Annotated in this window: 19 protein-coding genes; 12 read left to right on the top strand and 7 right to left on the bottom strand. The window is 47.1% G+C overall.

The genetic code is table 11. The features are described 5' to 3' along the window. The first annotated feature begins 165 nt into the window (after positions 1-165). From JJB07_RS00545 to JJB07_RS00555, 3 genes are all read left to right on the top strand, one after another. Positions 166-687: a hypothetical protein gene (locus JJB07_RS00545; protein WP_201630245.1), complete on the top strand. Its 522-nt coding sequence runs from the start codon at positions 166-168 to the stop codon at positions 685-687. Next, positions 684-992 (top strand): hypothetical protein, encoded by a 309-nt coding sequence (locus JJB07_RS00550; RefSeq protein WP_201630247.1) that lies wholly within the window; start codon positions 684-686, stop codon positions 990-992. Before JJB07_RS00545 ends, JJB07_RS00550 begins: the two co-directional genes overlap by 4 nt. A 422-nt stretch (positions 993-1414) precedes the next feature. Next, a complete protein-coding gene (locus tag JJB07_RS00555) occupies positions 1415-2338 on the top strand; it encodes a tyrosine-type recombinase/integrase (RefSeq protein ID WP_201630248.1) in 924 nt (307 codons plus the stop codon). Positions 2339-3120: 782 nt separating this feature from the next. Here JJB07_RS00555 and JJB07_RS00560 read toward each other — a convergent pair. The 4 genes from JJB07_RS00560 to JJB07_RS00575 form a co-directional block, all read right to left on the bottom strand. Further along, positions 3121-3378, bottom strand: coding sequence for a hypothetical protein (locus JJB07_RS00560; RefSeq protein WP_201630250.1), 258 nt, complete (start codon positions 3376-3378; stop codon positions 3121-3123). Further along, a complete protein-coding gene (locus JJB07_RS00565; RefSeq protein ID WP_201630252.1) occupies positions 3375-3950 on the bottom strand; it encodes a deaminase domain-containing protein in 576 nt (191 codons plus the stop codon). The genes JJB07_RS00560 and JJB07_RS00565 overlap by 4 nt, the downstream gene beginning before the upstream one ends. A gap of 409 nt (positions 3951-4359) precedes the next feature. Continuing rightward, positions 4360-5559, bottom strand: a complete 1200-nt coding sequence (locus JJB07_RS00570; RefSeq protein ID WP_201630254.1) for a macrolide family glycosyltransferase — start codon at positions 5557-5559, stop codon at positions 4360-4362. A 340-nt stretch (positions 5560-5899) separates the two neighbouring features. After that, positions 5900-6433, bottom strand: a complete 534-nt coding sequence (locus JJB07_RS00575) for an RICIN domain-containing protein (protein WP_201630256.1) — start codon at positions 6431-6433, stop codon at positions 5900-5902. Between the two features lie 405 nt (positions 6434-6838). Between JJB07_RS00575 and JJB07_RS00580 the strand changes: the two genes are divergently transcribed. The 7 genes from JJB07_RS00580 (at position 6839) to JJB07_RS00610 (ending at position 11915) form a co-directional block, all read left to right on the top strand. Beyond that, a complete protein-coding gene (locus tag JJB07_RS00580) occupies positions 6839-7291 on the top strand; it encodes a VOC family protein (protein ID WP_201630258.1) in 453 nt (150 codons plus the stop codon). Between the two features lie 309 nt (positions 7292-7600). Then, positions 7601-8263, top strand: a complete 663-nt coding sequence (locus JJB07_RS00585) for a Type 1 glutamine amidotransferase-like domain-containing protein (protein ID WP_201630260.1) — start codon at positions 7601-7603, stop codon at positions 8261-8263. A 138-nt stretch (positions 8264-8401) separates the two neighbouring features. Beyond that, positions 8402-8884, top strand: a complete 483-nt coding sequence (locus tag JJB07_RS00590; RefSeq protein WP_201630262.1) for a GyrI-like domain-containing protein — start codon at positions 8402-8404, stop codon at positions 8882-8884. 127 nt (positions 8885-9011) lie between these two features. Continuing rightward, positions 9012-9959, top strand: coding sequence for a helix-turn-helix transcriptional regulator (locus JJB07_RS00595; RefSeq protein ID WP_201630264.1), 948 nt, complete (start codon positions 9012-9014; stop codon positions 9957-9959). A gap of 89 nt (positions 9960-10048) precedes the next feature. Then, the gene (locus JJB07_RS00600) at positions 10049-10582 is read left to right on the top strand and encodes a YceI family protein (protein ID WP_201630266.1); all 534 of its coding nucleotides are present in this window, start codon (positions 10049-10051) and stop codon (positions 10580-10582) included. A gap of 95 nt (positions 10583-10677) precedes the next feature. Beyond that, on the top strand, positions 10678-11124 hold the full coding sequence (locus JJB07_RS00605) for a hypothetical protein (RefSeq protein WP_201630268.1): 447 nt from the start codon (positions 10678-10680) through the stop codon (positions 11122-11124). 416 nt (positions 11125-11540) lie between these two features. Beyond that, positions 11541-11915: a YciI family protein gene (locus tag JJB07_RS00610; protein ID WP_201630270.1), complete on the top strand. Its 375-nt coding sequence runs from the start codon at positions 11541-11543 to the stop codon at positions 11913-11915. A gap of 229 nt (positions 11916-12144) precedes the next feature. Here JJB07_RS00610 and JJB07_RS24465 read toward each other — a convergent pair whose 3' ends face one another. Beyond that, the gene (locus JJB07_RS24465; RefSeq protein ID WP_430727190.1) at positions 12145-12261 is read right to left on the bottom strand and encodes a putative holin-like toxin; all 117 of its coding nucleotides are present in this window, start codon (positions 12259-12261) and stop codon (positions 12145-12147) included. A 188-nt stretch (positions 12262-12449) separates the two neighbouring features. Further along, positions 12450-13376, bottom strand: coding sequence for an RNA polymerase sigma factor (locus JJB07_RS00615; RefSeq protein ID WP_201630271.1), 927 nt, complete (start codon positions 13374-13376; stop codon positions 12450-12452). A gap of 288 nt (positions 13377-13664) precedes the next feature. Here JJB07_RS00615 and JJB07_RS00620 point away from each other — a divergent pair, with 288 nt between their 5' ends. Then, complete coding sequence (locus tag JJB07_RS00620; RefSeq protein ID WP_430727191.1) at positions 13665-13997, top strand: DeoR family transcriptional regulator; 333 nt, start codon at positions 13665-13667, stop codon at positions 13995-13997. 180 nt (positions 13998-14177) lie between these two features. Here the strand turns inward: JJB07_RS00620 and JJB07_RS00625 are convergent, their stop codons facing one another. Beyond that, the gene (locus JJB07_RS00625) at positions 14178-14864 is read right to left on the bottom strand and encodes a hypothetical protein (protein ID WP_201630272.1); all 687 of its coding nucleotides are present in this window, start codon (positions 14862-14864) and stop codon (positions 14178-14180) included. Between the two features lie 99 nt (positions 14865-14963). On the opposite strand from JJB07_RS00625, the gene JJB07_RS00630 reads away from it, so the two are divergent. Continuing rightward, the gene (locus JJB07_RS00630) at positions 14964-15638 is read left to right on the top strand and encodes a response regulator transcription factor (protein WP_201630273.1); all 675 of its coding nucleotides are present in this window, start codon (positions 14964-14966) and stop codon (positions 15636-15638) included. The last annotated feature ends 6 nt before the right edge of the window (positions 15639-15644 follow it).

Genomic DNA, 15644 nt, shown 5'->3' on the forward strand with positions numbered 1-15644 from the left:
CTCGCTGCCCTCCTATTCAGGAGCTTCGCCAACCGCTCTCACCGCTTCATCAAGCCTCTCACCACCTCGTACCCCACCGTTCCAAGCACCAACTCGCAGCTCGCAGCTCGTCTAAAAATTTCACCTGACTTTGCAGTAGAACCGAACAAACTGGGGGACAGAAACATGGCATATGAGAAGCTTGAAAAAACCACTGGATTTGGATACACAATCGCGGACAACGCGCATTGTCGCTTAATGATGCTTGAAGACATGCTGAACACGTATGTAGGTCAAATCAACCTTGCGAAAAACGGCTATGTGCCACAGTTCGGAATCGGGCAACTAAACCAGTCCACCCTCGACTATTTCGAAGACCTGCTGAACGAATTGTCCTTTGCAAGAGTGGCAAAAATCTACAACGATCTTGCAGAGGATTACCTTAAAGATTTCGAAGCAGACAACCAGCAAATCTTTCTTGAAGATGCATACAACTACTTGTCAATATCCGTATCAGTATCACCTACCGCACACGTAGAAAGGGCTCGTGCTTATACGTTGATGGGAAGTTATTATGCATTCAACGGTCAGCCTGACAAGTCATACGTACAGTTACAGGAAGCCTATCGTGTCCTAGAGGGACTAGGTAACGAGGAGCAGGTTGAACGCGCCAGAAAGCAACTTGAAGAGTGTCGAGTTCAGAAGTGAGCGGACTGTCTGGTAAAACAGCCATGATCGAAGAAATTCTGCAACGGCTGGAAGACCACGTAAAGCTAGAACGAGTTCCTGGCTACAATCTCCTTTTTGCCAAGATGGGAACGCAAGGATGCTTCCTGATCTACGACGAAGAAACGGGTCTTGGTGACTTTGACATGCCAGCCTTTACCGAAATGCACAAGGAAGCCCGTTTAGCTGGACTGAAATCGCCATACAACGTCTTCGCACGGTATGAGGTGTTTCAGTCCAAAAGCGTTCACTTTCACAAGGTCGTAATCAGAAAGGTTGATTCATAAGAGAGGGCAACCATCGAGGTTGCTCTTTTCTTTGTAGGTACTGGATAATTCGGCCGACCTATCAGGGTTTCCAGATCGGACGAAAAGGGCTTTGAACAGACCCACCCCGCCACCTTTGTTTTTGTTCTCGATAACGATTGGGCAGAGCCGGTGCTAAACGCCTGTCTTTACTTGGGTATTTGTCGTTTCAGCCGATAACCACCGACGACGATATTCGAATAACGAATGCTATATGGCTCTGTACGGCGAGTGCGGGGCTGGATTGTGTATATGTAACCTCTCTTGTTACCGTGAATTTACGTCCTGGAATTAGTATTCTAGGATGAATTTACCCGAAAAAAATTGATGTTTCGTCTTAGAATACGTTATAATAGTCTCATGAGTTCGTCCTAGAACACATTGAAACTATTGGAGGTACATACATGAGCTATCAAGCTGAGTTCAAGGCGTGGTTAGTGGAGGAAGACCGTGGGGAAAAAACGATTCAAACGTACATTTCCGTCTTGCAGATGTTCGTAAAGTGGTACGAGCAGACAGAGGGAGCGGAGTTCGACTTAAAGCAGATCACACCGCTCCATATCCATGACTACCGTTCATACCTAGCCAACAACCTCGAACAAAAGCCAGCAACGATCAACAAGGCTATTGCCACGTTGAAGACGTTTTTCACTTGGGCGGTGGAAGCGAAACATATTGGCAGCAGTCCAGCGGTGAAAGTCAAAATGAAACGTGTACAAAAGAACCAAACGCCGAAATGGTTGACCGACAACGAGAAGAACCGTTTGGAGACAGTGTTGGAGACGGAGAAGAACGAGTCTAAGAAGTCACGAGATAAGGCGATCATCTATACGATGCTGAAAGCGGGTTTGCGGATCGAGGAGGTCAGTGATTTGAAGCTGAACCATCTGGACATGAGACAAGCAACGGTGACAGTCTACAACGGCAAAGGCGGAAAGTTCCGTGTCGTGCCCATGAACAACGACTTGAAGAAGGCGTTGAAGCAATGGTTAGAGTTCCGAACCAACAGCACCAAGCCAGCCCATCAAGATAGCACTTATGTCTTCGTGTCGGAGCGATCAGGCAAGTTGGCAGAACGGGCGATGAACCACATGCTCGATGTGTACTTGGAGCGGTGTGGATTACTGGAACGGTCAGCAGACGGAGCGAAGTTGGAAGGTCAACACTCGTGCCATTCCCTTCGTCATACGTTCTGCAAAGACCTTGCGAACAAGGGCGTTCCAATTGAGCAGATCAAGGAGTTGGCTGGTCACGATTCGATTCAAACGACAGTGATCTACGTTCAATCGTCAGGGCACGATTTACGAAAATCTGTTAACAAAATATGAGTGATCCCATTGAATCCGCCTAAAGAAAGGTGTATTTTTCGCTTTATTTCGACATATATATAGACACGGTAGAAATGTGCGTGATAGAATTGAATTAGCACTCGAAGGTAATGAGTGCTAACAACAGGAGAGAAGGAGGAGATTTTATGCCGAACAAAAAGCAATCTAGCCCGTCGATCTCGACCACCGCGTCTAAGGTTCTGTCGAATCCGAAATCGAGCCAGACCGCAAAGAAGCTCGCAGGTAGCGTTCTTTCTCAGACCAAAACGAAGTAGTACCATCACAACTGAATATTTTCGCAGGAAGCAAAAGGGCAGTTACCTTCTCTGAGTTAGGACAAGGGGATTGCCCTTTTGTCTGTTCTTATAAAACATGACTTTCATCAAAATGAGGGTGAGCATTTGCCCACCCTTTTAACCGAGCTAGTTCATAAGACCGACAAGCTGTGCAAAGCCAAGACACAGTGAGACGACCGCACTGACAAGTTCAATCCATTCCTTGTGCTTCACGAAAATCCCCTCCCTATCATTACATACTCCACCTAAGGACAATCTGAAAGGATGCCATTCTCATCTATTCGGAAACACTATCGCTTTAGTTACCCTTATAGTTGCGGGAGGGGCGGGTAGTTTAGACCTTTTTGCCATGTCTCACTTTGGGAATTGGCGTAGTACACTCCACGTTCGAACCTGAACCATTTTTGACCGACAACAATAGAAAAACCCTCCAATGGAGGGTACACTAGATAGTAATCTGCATTGAATAAGGCATAAACTAATCAACTAAGAACCGAATCGAGAACTTGTATTATCTATATCACTTTTTAGCATGTTTTTAATCTCATTAGCAGTTTCCTCGTCCCCATCTTTTTTGGATAATTCGAACAAAACATCTGCTAGTGTGTCTCTTATAGTGGAGTCATCCAATTCGCTTTCAAGTAGATCAATGATTTTTTGAGCAATATCTCTGTTGCTTAGTGCAGAGTATTTTTTATAGGTTTTCCACCGATTTTTGATCGCATCAATCATATCTTCGATCAACAATTTCCACCTCCTCGGCTATAGCAGGGTGGTCTATATTCTATTTCGTAATACAAGTCTATGCTTATATTAGGGTATTTACTCATAAACGAGATGATCACGTACTCGCAACTTAGGCAAGGTTCTCTGTGTGTATACAAATGAATTTTTCCCTTTATAGTAAAATCTGTATAATTTATTGCGAACCAAGACAAGAGTTTGAACTCGGTATCTTCGTCTCGTACCACTCCACCTGCATTGATATTTCGATTTTTCGTTACTTTCAAAGGTGTAAAAATTTTTTTAGTAGGTTGTAGAACATATTTGCTTGCAAAAATGCTATTGGGAAACGATACACTACTATCAGCGAACTTACGAATGGGCAAACTTTTGATATTTTTATGTTGGTTAGGAAGCTCAATTTCTAAAACAGAGTCATTGCCTTTCTCAAGAAAAAAAATGTCGTCTTTCGCTTGCTTGGTTCTTTTTTTAGGAGTTCCATCAATGTTAGCTTTTTTTAGTCGTTTTGAGGCTTCGCGTAACTGAACTCCTTTAGTAACGTGCGAGTATAAATAGCGATTAAGAACACCCATTACTCTAGCAATCTCCTTATGTTTGAACAAGAATAGTTTACATCGGTGGTAAGTGGGGGTATTTATAATAGTCAATACGACAATAGATAGTTATTTCCTGCTGTTGCTGCTGATTCAATGTTGTTCGAGTCGTTCTTCTACCCAAAGTGAACCAAACATTGAGTGAAGTAAAGGGAAAACCCTCCATTGGGGGGTATACTAGATGGTGATCCGAACCATTCTGTCATAGACTATGTGCTTAGGATAGGTGCGGTGAACCGTATCATAAATAGCGCATGTTTTTTGGTGCGGTTTAGTAAAATAGAAGCCCGTAGATCGAGAGGAGTCGGTCTACGGGCTGGTTTTGTTCATTCCACACGAACGCTACCTTTCTCTGAAACCTGATCGATTTCAAAGGGCAACATCTATTTTAGCCAATCGACAGGCGAACTTTCCATTTCTCAATCTCATCTGCAGCCCTACGATATCCTCCCGAAGAACGAAGAGAGTCCCCGATTCGTTCAGCCGATTTCTTGTAGGTGGAGTCTTGCAGGAGCCTTTCAACGGCAGATCGCAGGCGACTTGGTGTGATTGCATTTTTGGCGATGCCGACGCCACAACCGAGGTCAATGATGCGAGCAGCGACCATGGGTTGGTCGGATGTTTGGGGTACGACGATGAGCGGGACATGGAACGCTAAAGCTTCCATAGTGCTGTTCATCCCACCATGTGTGATGAAGACGTCTGTACGTTTGAGAATCTCCAACTGAGGCACATAAGGACGGATGAGAAAGTTGTGGGGCGCATGCTCAAATTGCCTGAGGTCGGTATTTCTTCCTACTGACATGATTACTTGGCATTCGAGATCAGAAAACGCCTCGATACATTGCTGAAACAGCGAATTACTCTTTAAAACAGTTCCTATCGATACGTACACAAGCGGACGCCCATCCAATTTCTCAAAAGGAAACTCAACATCCCCACGTTTCTCTCCGATGGAAGGCCCCACAAAGACATATTCGCCTTTCAATCGGTGCCGATCTGGTTGGAATTCCTCACTCATGTAGACAAGGTTGAGATCACCTTTTTGATAAAAAATGTGGTCGATGGAGGGGACGGGGATGCCGTAGCAGCTAGCAAGTTGTTTGGATTTACGATTGATGCTGGGAATGTATTTGCCACCTGACAACAGATCTTTTACCTTTTGCATCTTTGTTTGACCGAACATCTTCGGAGGTTTCCCGGTCGAGGCAAATGACGTGCTCGAAGTGACAGACGGCACCTTTAATACTTGACTGATCAACCGTCCCCAGCCAAACAAGGAATCATGAATGACATAGTCGTATTGTTCACCTTGCACCTGTTGAAGGATGTCCGGAATTACCTGCTGACTGGAATCTAGTAAAAGTAAAATAAATTCTAAGAAATGTTGGATATCCTCTGGGCGTTTGCCATGTAAAAAATCAGCATAGGCTCGAAACTCCGCACCCGTTTCTGTGATCTTCTCTCGATACTCCTCCGAGCAAAAATATACGACTTCCTCGCCTCTGCGAATCAACTCTTTAACTAGAGGAAGCGTGGGGTTGACATGCCCTTCTCCAGGCCCTCCTATGAACAAGACTTTAGACATTGCATAACTCCTTTCGTTTGATCGGATGAAGAATCTATCGCTTCTCAGGATAGAATATGCACGTAATATAATCAATGAGAAAAAATAAAGAACACTCCCGCTGTTTTACCTGATGTTATGCAAGACGACAAAACGTAAGACACAGAACTACAGCTTCGCAGTTCTAGGTTTTTTTTAAGTTTCGATTTCATTGCACGAATAGAAAGTAACCTCCATGAGTTTGATTCAATTTCCAAATCGGGAGCAATTCGGGGCTCCTTTTTGCATGTATAAAAAGATCGCCGGCGAATTGATTCGCCAGCGATCTTTTTCATATCCGGTGTTATTGAGAGTTTCAGACTTAGATTTGTACGAATTTCCACAACTGACTTTGGACGCCAGAGATGTAATGCCATGAATGCAGATGCCAACCGTTATCGGTTTTGTTGAATTCTACATCGATTACATTGCCTGTTTGGAGATTTTTGATGATATAGGAATCTCCAACAGGATTTATCAGCCATTTTTGCTGCGGCACAGTATACTGGAAAGATTGCTGGAGTCTGCCTCCGTCACCATATTCAGTATTCTCAACATTCATACCGCTAGATGCACCCGTAATCCAGTAGGTTACACCATCACCTGTCGGTCTAACCACCCACTTCTGACTCGGAATGCCCAAGTAATCCCATTGATCAAGTTGGCCCCCGTTGTATGAGGAGCTACCATCTACGTCCATCACTTTTCCGCTGTTTACATTCACAATTTTGTAGGTGTATTGGTAACCAACAGGAAACACAGGCGTAGCATGCGCAGCAGTGGCAAATCCAACAGTGGTACCCGCGAACAGAACAGCACCCAGTGTCATCAATGCAAATAATTTCGATTTTTTCATCTAAATACCCTCTTTCGTATTTTGATAATAACTTTATCATGAAAATAATAGCTAAACAATAGAAATATGAAAAATAAATAGTTATAATTAAAAATACACCGAATTCTATATGGTGATCTGCACCTTCCTATCAAAAACTACATGCTTTGAACAGGTGCGGTGAACCGTAACACAAATTACGGCGAAAAATTGAGTTGGTGTGAAGTGTTTGTGGGCGTGCGATTTGATGGAATTAAATAGGCTTTAGTATCAGGGTCGTTTAAGCCTTTGCGACTAGAATACAGCCCGCTATTTCCCTGAATAGTGGTATCAACCGGAAACATTCGCACCACCTAACCACGTCATGACCACTCCCTCTAGTGGATGTATGAGGTAATAAATTCGTACACATAAGGAGATAAAACGATGGCAGAAAACAAACTACTAAGAATGGACAATGTCGGCATTGTTGTAGAATCCCTTGATGACGCAATCTCTTTCTTCGAGGAGATTGGCTTGAAGCTCGAAGGGCGAGCCACTGTCGAAGGTGAATGGGCGGGTCGCGTAACCGGACTGGGTTCTCAGTGCGTGGAGATTGCGATGATGGTGACCCCGGACGGCCACAGCCGACTTGAACTTTCGCGATTTCTCAACCCACCTACGATAGCAGATCACCGGACTGCCCCTGTAAACGCCCTCGGTTATCTACGCTGCATGTTCACCGTTGAAGACATTGACGAAATGGTTTCCAGACTCACTAAACGTGGTGCTCTGCTCGTTGGCGAAGTGGTTCAGTACGAGGAGTCGTATCGGCTCTGCTACATTCGTGGAACCGAAGGACTTCTAATCGGTTTGGCGGAACAACTGGGTACTAAATAAGTAGCTGACGTTTACGTATAGGGTGAACGAAAGGCGAACGATCGTTGAATCACCGACAAACAGGTCGTCGAGGACTTCGAGGGCCTTTTTGTGAAGGAGAGGCCTCGCCACGTATCCCATCGTGGGCGAGGTCTTTTTCTTGGAGATTGATCTTGTCGAGCTTACGTTGCAACGTTGTAGTGATTTGATTAGGTATTGCACGATCTGGTATTATTTATCTGGTAACTAATAATTGGATTACTAAATAAGGCGCAATTGAAAGTCGGAAGAATGAAACGTCAGAAGCACACATAGAAGAGGAGCCAGATTATGAAACTTCTACTCACATCTGCAGGCATCAAAAACAAAAGCATCCATGACGCGTTGGTTGACATGCTGGGCAAACCGATTGAGGAGTGTAACGCCCTCTGCATACCCACTGCGATCTACGCAAGTCCCGGTGGTGCAGAAAAGGCGTGGAGGTTCATCAATGGAAAAACCTCAACACCGATGTGTGAGCTGGGCTGGAAGTCCTTGGGCGTGCTGGAGCTCACCGCTCTTCCCAGCATCGATCCAGAGCGTTGGGTTCCTTGGGTCAAGGAGACGGACGTTCTACTCGTAAATGGCGGTGACGCGTTGTATCTGAGTTACTGGATGAAGCAGTCCGGACTGGCAGACCTCTTGCCGTCGCTGCGTGCCGTCTATGTGGGATTGAGTGCCGGGAGCATGGTGATGGCACCGAACATCGGGGAAGACTTCGTGGGCTGGACTCCACCCAACGGTGGTGATGAAACGCTGGGCTTGGTAGACTTTGCCATGTTCCCGCATCTGGATCACGAGATGTTGCCGGAAAACACGATGGCGAATGCGGAGAAATGGGCAGCCGGGATGCAGGGGCCGGCTTATGCAATGGATGATGACACCGCCATCAAAGTAATCGATGGAGCGGTCGAAGTTGTATCCGAAGGGAATTGGAAACTGTTTAACTCATGATCTTACTAGGTTGCTAGTTTCTAGTGACCAGGTGCTTGTTCCGAAGTTGAGAGGAAGTACACAGTCAGAAAAATGTATGAGAAAAAGAGGGCAAGGTTGTATAATGGAGGCAACATAAAAAACATCGCGGAGGATTTCATGGTAGAGCCTGTTGTTGTAAAAGTGCCTGATTTTCAAGTAGTAGGATTCTCTTTTTCCACAAACTTAAAGGAATTTGTAGATCATCAACTAGGACAGAAAGCGTACCAGGAACTGTTGTCTCGGGCGGGGGAGATGCCCGACAAAGTTGGTAACGAAGTCTACTTAATCCAGGTGTATCCAACCAAACCGGGATTCAATGCGATGGTGGATGTCTTCACGCAAATCATCGGCTATAAAGTTTCCAACGAGGCACGTGTACCGAGCGGTATGATGAAACATGAAGTTCCTGCAAATGAGTATGCGAAATACACGCACAAAGGGCTCGAATCTGAGTTGGTCGGCACGTATGACTACCTCTACGGAAAATGGCTACCTCAATCGGGGCGTCAGTTCGCGGGCTATGACTTTGAAATATGGGATGACCGTTACAAACCGGAAAGTCCGGAAAACGAAATCGATGTACACGTTGCAGTCAAATAAGTAAGAGGTTTCAACAAATGAGTGTGAAAAAAGAGGGGAGACCTCGCCACATAGACCATCGTGGCGGCGGTCTTTTTCTGTTTGTAGGGTCTTGTAGTGAACAACACGAAGTCTCAAGGGGCGACCAATGAACAAAACAGACCGTTTATTAGCCATCGTGCTGGAACTGCAAAGCAGAGAAGTGGTACGGGCAGAGGATTTAGCGACCCAATTTGAAATCAGCGTGCGGACCATCTATCGTGACATTCAGGCGCTCAGCGAAGCGGGCGTGCCGATCCTGGGCGCTCCGGGCACAGGGTATTCGTTGATGGATGGCTACTTCCTGCCACCCGTCAGTTTCACGGTAGAGGAAGCCGTGACCTTGCTTATAGGAACGGACTTTATCGAGCAACGATTTGATGATGAGTATCGTGTCAGGGGTCAAGCCGCTCGAAGGAAAATCGAGGCCCTTCTCTCAGAGAGCGTTCGCAAGGAGACGTCTCGTTTACGGAAGGCGCTGCGCTTGCTCGAGCCCGGCAAACAGGTCGCTGCGTCAAAAGAAAGGGACTCTTTCAAAACGATCCGTCGCGCGATCGTGGACAAGCGGAAGATCAGATTTCATTATTCGAAAAAGATTGCGGATTCCACGGGGAACCACCATAGCGATCGTATCGTCGCTCCCTATGGATTGGTACTCGTTGAAGGAGCGTGGATGCTCGTTGCCCATTGCGATCTACGCCAAGAAATTCGTCATTTCCGTCTGTCCCGCATGACCCAACTTCTCGATTTGGAAGATCGATTCGAACTGCCGGCCGATTTTACCTTACGAGACTATCAGCCTTCGGATGATCGGCATCTGCGCGTTCACCTGCGATTTACTCATGACGTGGCGGATCAAGTGAAGGAATCGAACCATCATTTGATAGAGGAAATGGCAGAGCATCAAGAGGGACTCGATGTGATCTTACGAGTCCGTCATCCAGATGAATTGATGCAATGGGTGCTGGGCTGGGGAGCGAATGTGAGGGTGATGGAGCCTGAATCATTCCGAAATAGAATTATGGAGGAAGCTGAAAAAATGCTAAAACGCTACTGACATCCTGTTGTCAGTAGCGTTTTTGTATAGTCGGAGTATGCGATGGGGCGACCTATCTCATCATCTAATCGTAGAGGTGGAATTTATTCGTGAGCAAAGTCAATTGGGAAGTGGATCAGGACCACAGTTCCGTCGAGTTTTCGGTGAAGCATTTGCTGATTAATCGAATCAAAGGAGTATTCGAGCATTTCCAAGCGGTTTTGAGTTTTGACCCCGACGATGTAACAACCATGGATATTCAAGCATCCATAGATGCAAATAGTATCACCACCCGCCAACCGCAACGAGATGAACACCTGAGGAGCGACGACTTCCTTCATGCGGCCCAGTATCCAACCATTACGTTTCAAAGCACCGGTTGCGTCCCTGCCGGCGAACGGCAATTTGAACTAACGGGCGATCTAACTCTGCATGGAGTCACGAAACCCGTCACTTTTCACACCGTTTTTGAAGGCCTGAACAAAGACCCTCGTGGCCGGGAACGTGCAGGGTTTCATTCAACAGCCAGTATTGAACGCAACGAATTTGGCTTGACGTTTAACTCGCCGCTGGAAACAGGGGGTATTGTCGTCGGTAACGAAGTGAGGATCGAGCTTTATATCGAGGCGGTTAAGATAGAGTAACGATTTGAAAGGCCATCCAACTTGCAGGATGGTCTTAATTTTCAAATGAGTGATCTCCTTGTATAATAATGTTACTGTGTATAGGGGGGTAAAAGATGAGAATTCGAGAACAAGATTTTTTTCATGGTGCAGCTCTGACTCGTATTGTTGAACATCAGTCGTTTAAAGCTCTAAACAAAGCTGATGATCGCTACGGGCATTACCTTATTAATGCGGACACAAGGATCTTCGTAAAGTATAGAAGTAATGAAGACTCTCCGTGGCAGTTTAATTTTACAGCCTCGGAATTAGAGGGGATAAGGGAAGACCTAGAAGCAGGAGCTCGTGTTTTTCTCTGTCTAGTCTGCGGTGAGACTACGATTTGCGCACTTGACTCTGAAGAAATCGCCACTCTCATTGATATAGGCTCGCCTACTCAACAGCGTATCAGTGTTGAAGTTCGACAGGTAAGAGGTTCGATGTGGATTAGTGGGAGCATCGGCAACTTGGATCGATCAATTCCTCATAACGCGTTTCCGAACAAGTTATTCCAAACTCTATAACTTCACTCACAACTCCGTCTAGAGTAAGGAATGGTACGTGTTTGCAGAATTCTTGCACCGTGTAGGACAAATATATGATCGCAGGTGTTGGTAGCACTTACGGTCGCTTGCACAACGTATAGCCAACATGGGTGTCGACTCAGAGGTAGAAATAGATCTCCTAAGCCGGTAAGCGAAAGGGAGGTTTATTTCTTTTGTCAGATTGAGTATGGACAAGACTACAAGTACCCCACCGAAAATGATCGTAGTGACACTTGGGGTCATAACTTAGATCGCGAGTTACTGCTGAAACGAGCTGCAGAGTGTGCGAAGGAATAGGCAGAGGCTTTTTTCAAAAAAGTTTTTTAGTCTGTGTCGATCTCGCTCTTTTCCGTTCGTCGTCTACTATAGAGACAAGAAAAAAAGGAGGATGTAACATGCAATTCCTATGTATGGGGTACTTCGTTCCGGAGAAAATGGACGCCCGCCCGAAGGAAGAGATCGAGGGTGTTATGAGTGAATGTGGCCCTCACCTCCAGGAATTTTACAAGACCGGCCAAGTGATCCTCGATGCCGGTCTCGACCTGGAGACCAAATCCCTAAGACGAGCGAACGGGAAGGTCACGGTAACCGACGGTCCCTTCATCGAAACCAAAGAGTTGATCGGCAGCGTGTTCCTCATCGAAGCAGAGAACATGGACGAAGCGATTCGGATAGCTTCCCTGCACCCGACCACACAAGTAGCGGCGGGCGAGAACTTCGGCTGGGGCATCGAGATCCGCCCGATCCATTACTTTAAGCTGAACGAGTAGAAGGTCTGCTTTGGTTTCAGCGAGGGAAAAGTATCTTAAGTTAGGAAAACGCAACCGTTGAGATTCCAATTCGACCTGTGCTAGAATAAACTCACAAGGAACGAGTAAACTAAAAAATGACCGCAGGTGGTGGTACACCTACGGTCGTTTGCACAAATGATACCCTTCAGGGGTGTCGGCTCAGGTTTCTCAGTAATAGACCTCCTAAGTGGCCAAACTCAAGGGAGGTCTATTTCTTTTTTGTCAGGTTGAGTATGGAGAGGAGTACAGTCAGTATCCCGAAAATGATCGCAGCAACAAGCGAACCAAATGCAATCATCACAGTCAGAGTCTGAAATTCCGTCATACCGATCTCACCCCCTTTCAGCAGGGGATGAGCCGACCGCCCTTGAGGAGCCTATTCAGTTGTGCTGATTGTATTCTATCATAGGAGAATCTAAAGAGGAACGCTCGTTCTTTAGGGTGAGGTAATAATTTTACAGCAATAAAAAGGGCCAGTAGACGGAGCGTACCTGTCTACTGGCCCTTTTTATGCTAATGAGACCACTCCACCGCAGGCTTCTCCACCTGCAAGGGAATCCCCAGAACGCGACTTGCTTCCAGCAACAGCTCTTTGCAGAAGTAGTAACTCTTTTGCAGGACAAGTTGCCCGCTATCAAACTCAAAGTGCGAGATGTTATGCAACTCCCAACCTCCCGCAGAATTTCTCGCGGACACCACGAGGACCTCTCGTCCCCAGAGTGTTTGCAAGGACGCTTGCAGATCGCCTTCTGCAAATCCGCACATGGAGCCGGTGAACATGTCGTCCTTGTTGAACTCTTGGAACCCGGGGGCTGCGTCGTTGTGCATGTGCTCGCTCATCAACGGGATCAGGGCGGCTGGGTCTCCGTTCTGGAGAGCGTGGATGATCGTCTGCACAGCTTCACGTTGAGAGGGGTGTGGCAGAGCTGTCACTTGCGTGCCCTGCTTGATTCCTCGCACGTTGCGTCTCGCGCGGTTTAGCAACGCGTACACCGAGCCTTGCGTGGCATGAATCATCCCGGCTACTTCGGACGCTTGAAATCCGAAGACTTCCATCAAAATGAACACGATGACCTGCCGCGGTGGCAAATGGGTCACGATCTCCTCCACAGCACCGGCAACCTCGATAGAATCGACGGTCTCCGCACCGACAAGTTCCACATCCTCTGAAAAATCCAGCGGGATGCGCCGTTTGCGGCAGTGGTCAATCCATGTGTTGCTGGCGATTCGAAACAAATACGCTTTGGGGAGCAGGGGATGCCACAGTTGGGCAAGGGAGGCAAACGCCTTGAGCATCGTCTCTTGAAAAAGGTCCTCTCCATCCCACGGAGACCCCGTCAACAGTTTGCAATACCGCCAAAGGTCCGCACGATGTGGTTCGATCTCTTGTTCAAATTGTCGGCGTAAGTCTCGCGCCGAGGAGCATAAGGTATCAGACATATAGGGTCCCTCCTTGGATACGTTCACTCGTATAGACGGAATTCCATAGCGAAATTATACGCGCCTGGAAAAAAGATTCCCAATGCTTCTTGGTCCAACCTGAAAAACTCCTCAAAGACTTGAGGAACGGATGACAAGACGGAACCTATAGAATTTAACCACGTCATTAGAATGGTTATCATGTATGGATTAAATCATAAAAAATATTTGAAAACGATTGACGTATTGTTACCTCTATATGTAATATAATATTTGTAACATAAAAATTCACATCGAGGTGACTACTCAATGAGCAACATGCAACTTGTAGCAGCGGTTACATCTTCCCCGCACCCGCAGGCAGGTCAGAGTCATCGTTCTAGTGGAAATTTTAGTTATCAAAACCTCCCGCCCGGCACAACCAGTTTGCTTTGGGAAATCGACCAGAGCAACCCTGAGTGGCAAAGCATTTCGTTTGATGTCATGCAGGATGTATCTGGAGGGAGCGACCCGGTCATTTTCAATTCCCTTATGTCGGGGAACCGTACCGACTTAGACGGGAGCGGTCGTTCGCTTTACATCGCGAATCCGGCTCATGCAACAGAAAGCTTTACTGTCCAGGTGTATGCACTTACTAATTAATTTGAAATAAATACCTAAGCTGGTTCTTGTTCAGACAGATGCCCCCTCTCTTCACGAAGGGCTCTGTCTGAATTCGTTTTTACCGGCATTCGTCTACGTTTCCCCACAAGGTGCCCACTCAGGTCAATGCCAATAGACCTCCTAAGCGGTTACGCTCAAAGGAGGTCTATTTTTGTCTGTTTATTTTTTATTGATCGTGATCGAAGAAATACTGCCGTTCGTGGCAAAGTCTTTCGTGTAGGAAATCGTAGCGGTCGCCGTCACGGTACCGTTGGGGCCGGTGATGGTGACGGTCGGAGCGGAGGAATACCCGGCTCCGGGATTCGTAATCGTGACCCCCGTTACGACCCCGTTTGTCACGATTGGAGTTGCAGTTGCCGGCGTCACTTGCCACGTTTTACTTTGCTTGCCGTTGTAGCGGTAGAAGTTGGACACCTCATCCAAGCGTTCGTTGGTGATCCCGTACGGAGCCAAAACTTTCAGCAGCGCCGCTTTGTTTTTTCGAGCCAGTTCGGGACTCGGCGGGCTGTCCAAGCCGGACGGGGTGACTCCGCTAAACGCTTCTCGAAACACCTCCGTGGGAACCCCGAGCGCGGAGGCAATCAGGACGACAGGCCGCCCCTTGTCTCGCGGGTCTGTCTCATATCCCCCCGAGATCACCACAGAATTCGTGACCGGATTGGTGGTCGGTGAAGGCGGGGACGGAGGGCGGGTATTCGTATTGTCGGTGCCACCCGGGCAGCCCTTCTGTGCTTGGCTTGTCGTTGCAGCAAATACTTTGTTCGTGCTGTTCCACGCAATTCCTACGCTCGTGACGACCATAACCGCTGCCATGCAGGTGATGAGGTTCTTCATTTTTTTGTTCATTGGGATCGCTCCTCTTATTTAGTAGGTGTTGATACCAATAGTAGGACGACTTGGAGAAATTACGGTGAAAAAGGTAACCAATTCGTTTATACTTTTGTTATGAAAATCTTATTAGCGGAAGACGATCTCCGACTGGGCGAATTGACCGCTCATATGCTGAAGAAAAAAGCCGGCTGTACGGTAGACTGGGTAACAACCGGAAACGATGCGTTCGACTATGCGGTGGCTTCCACCTATGATATCGTGATTCTCGATTGGATGATGCCGGAAGGAGATGGACGCGAAACGTGCGTCAAGCTGCGCAAAAGGGGCTATCTCGGCGCGATCCTCATGCTGACGGCGAAAGACACGTTGCAAGATCGCATCGAAGGTCTCGATTCGGGAGCTGACGATTATCTGATCAAGCCGTTCCAGATGGACGAGTTGCTGGCACGGTTGCGAGCTTTGATGCGCAGAAACTTCGTCCCTCTTCAGGAGGATGTCCTCAAGTTTCGCGATCTGGAACTGCAACGGAAGAGTCAGATCGTCATCCAAGACGGCCAGGTCATCCAGTTAACCCCGCGCGAATTTCAAATTTTGGACCTGCTGTTGCAAAACAAAGGGCTCACTCTGTCACGCGAGGTCATTTTGGACAAAGTATGGGGTCTTGATGCCGATGTGGGTCTGAAGACGATTGATGCTACCGTGAAATTAATCCGTAAAAAGCTCAAGCCATCCGACTCGCAGGGTCTCATCCTGAGCGTGAGAGGCGTAGGGTATAAAATTGAAGCATAACGGTGG

Source organism: Tumebacillus amylolyticus (genome assembly GCF_016722965.1).
GTDB lineage: Bacteria > Bacillota > Bacilli > Tumebacillales > Tumebacillaceae > Tumebacillus > Tumebacillus amylolyticus.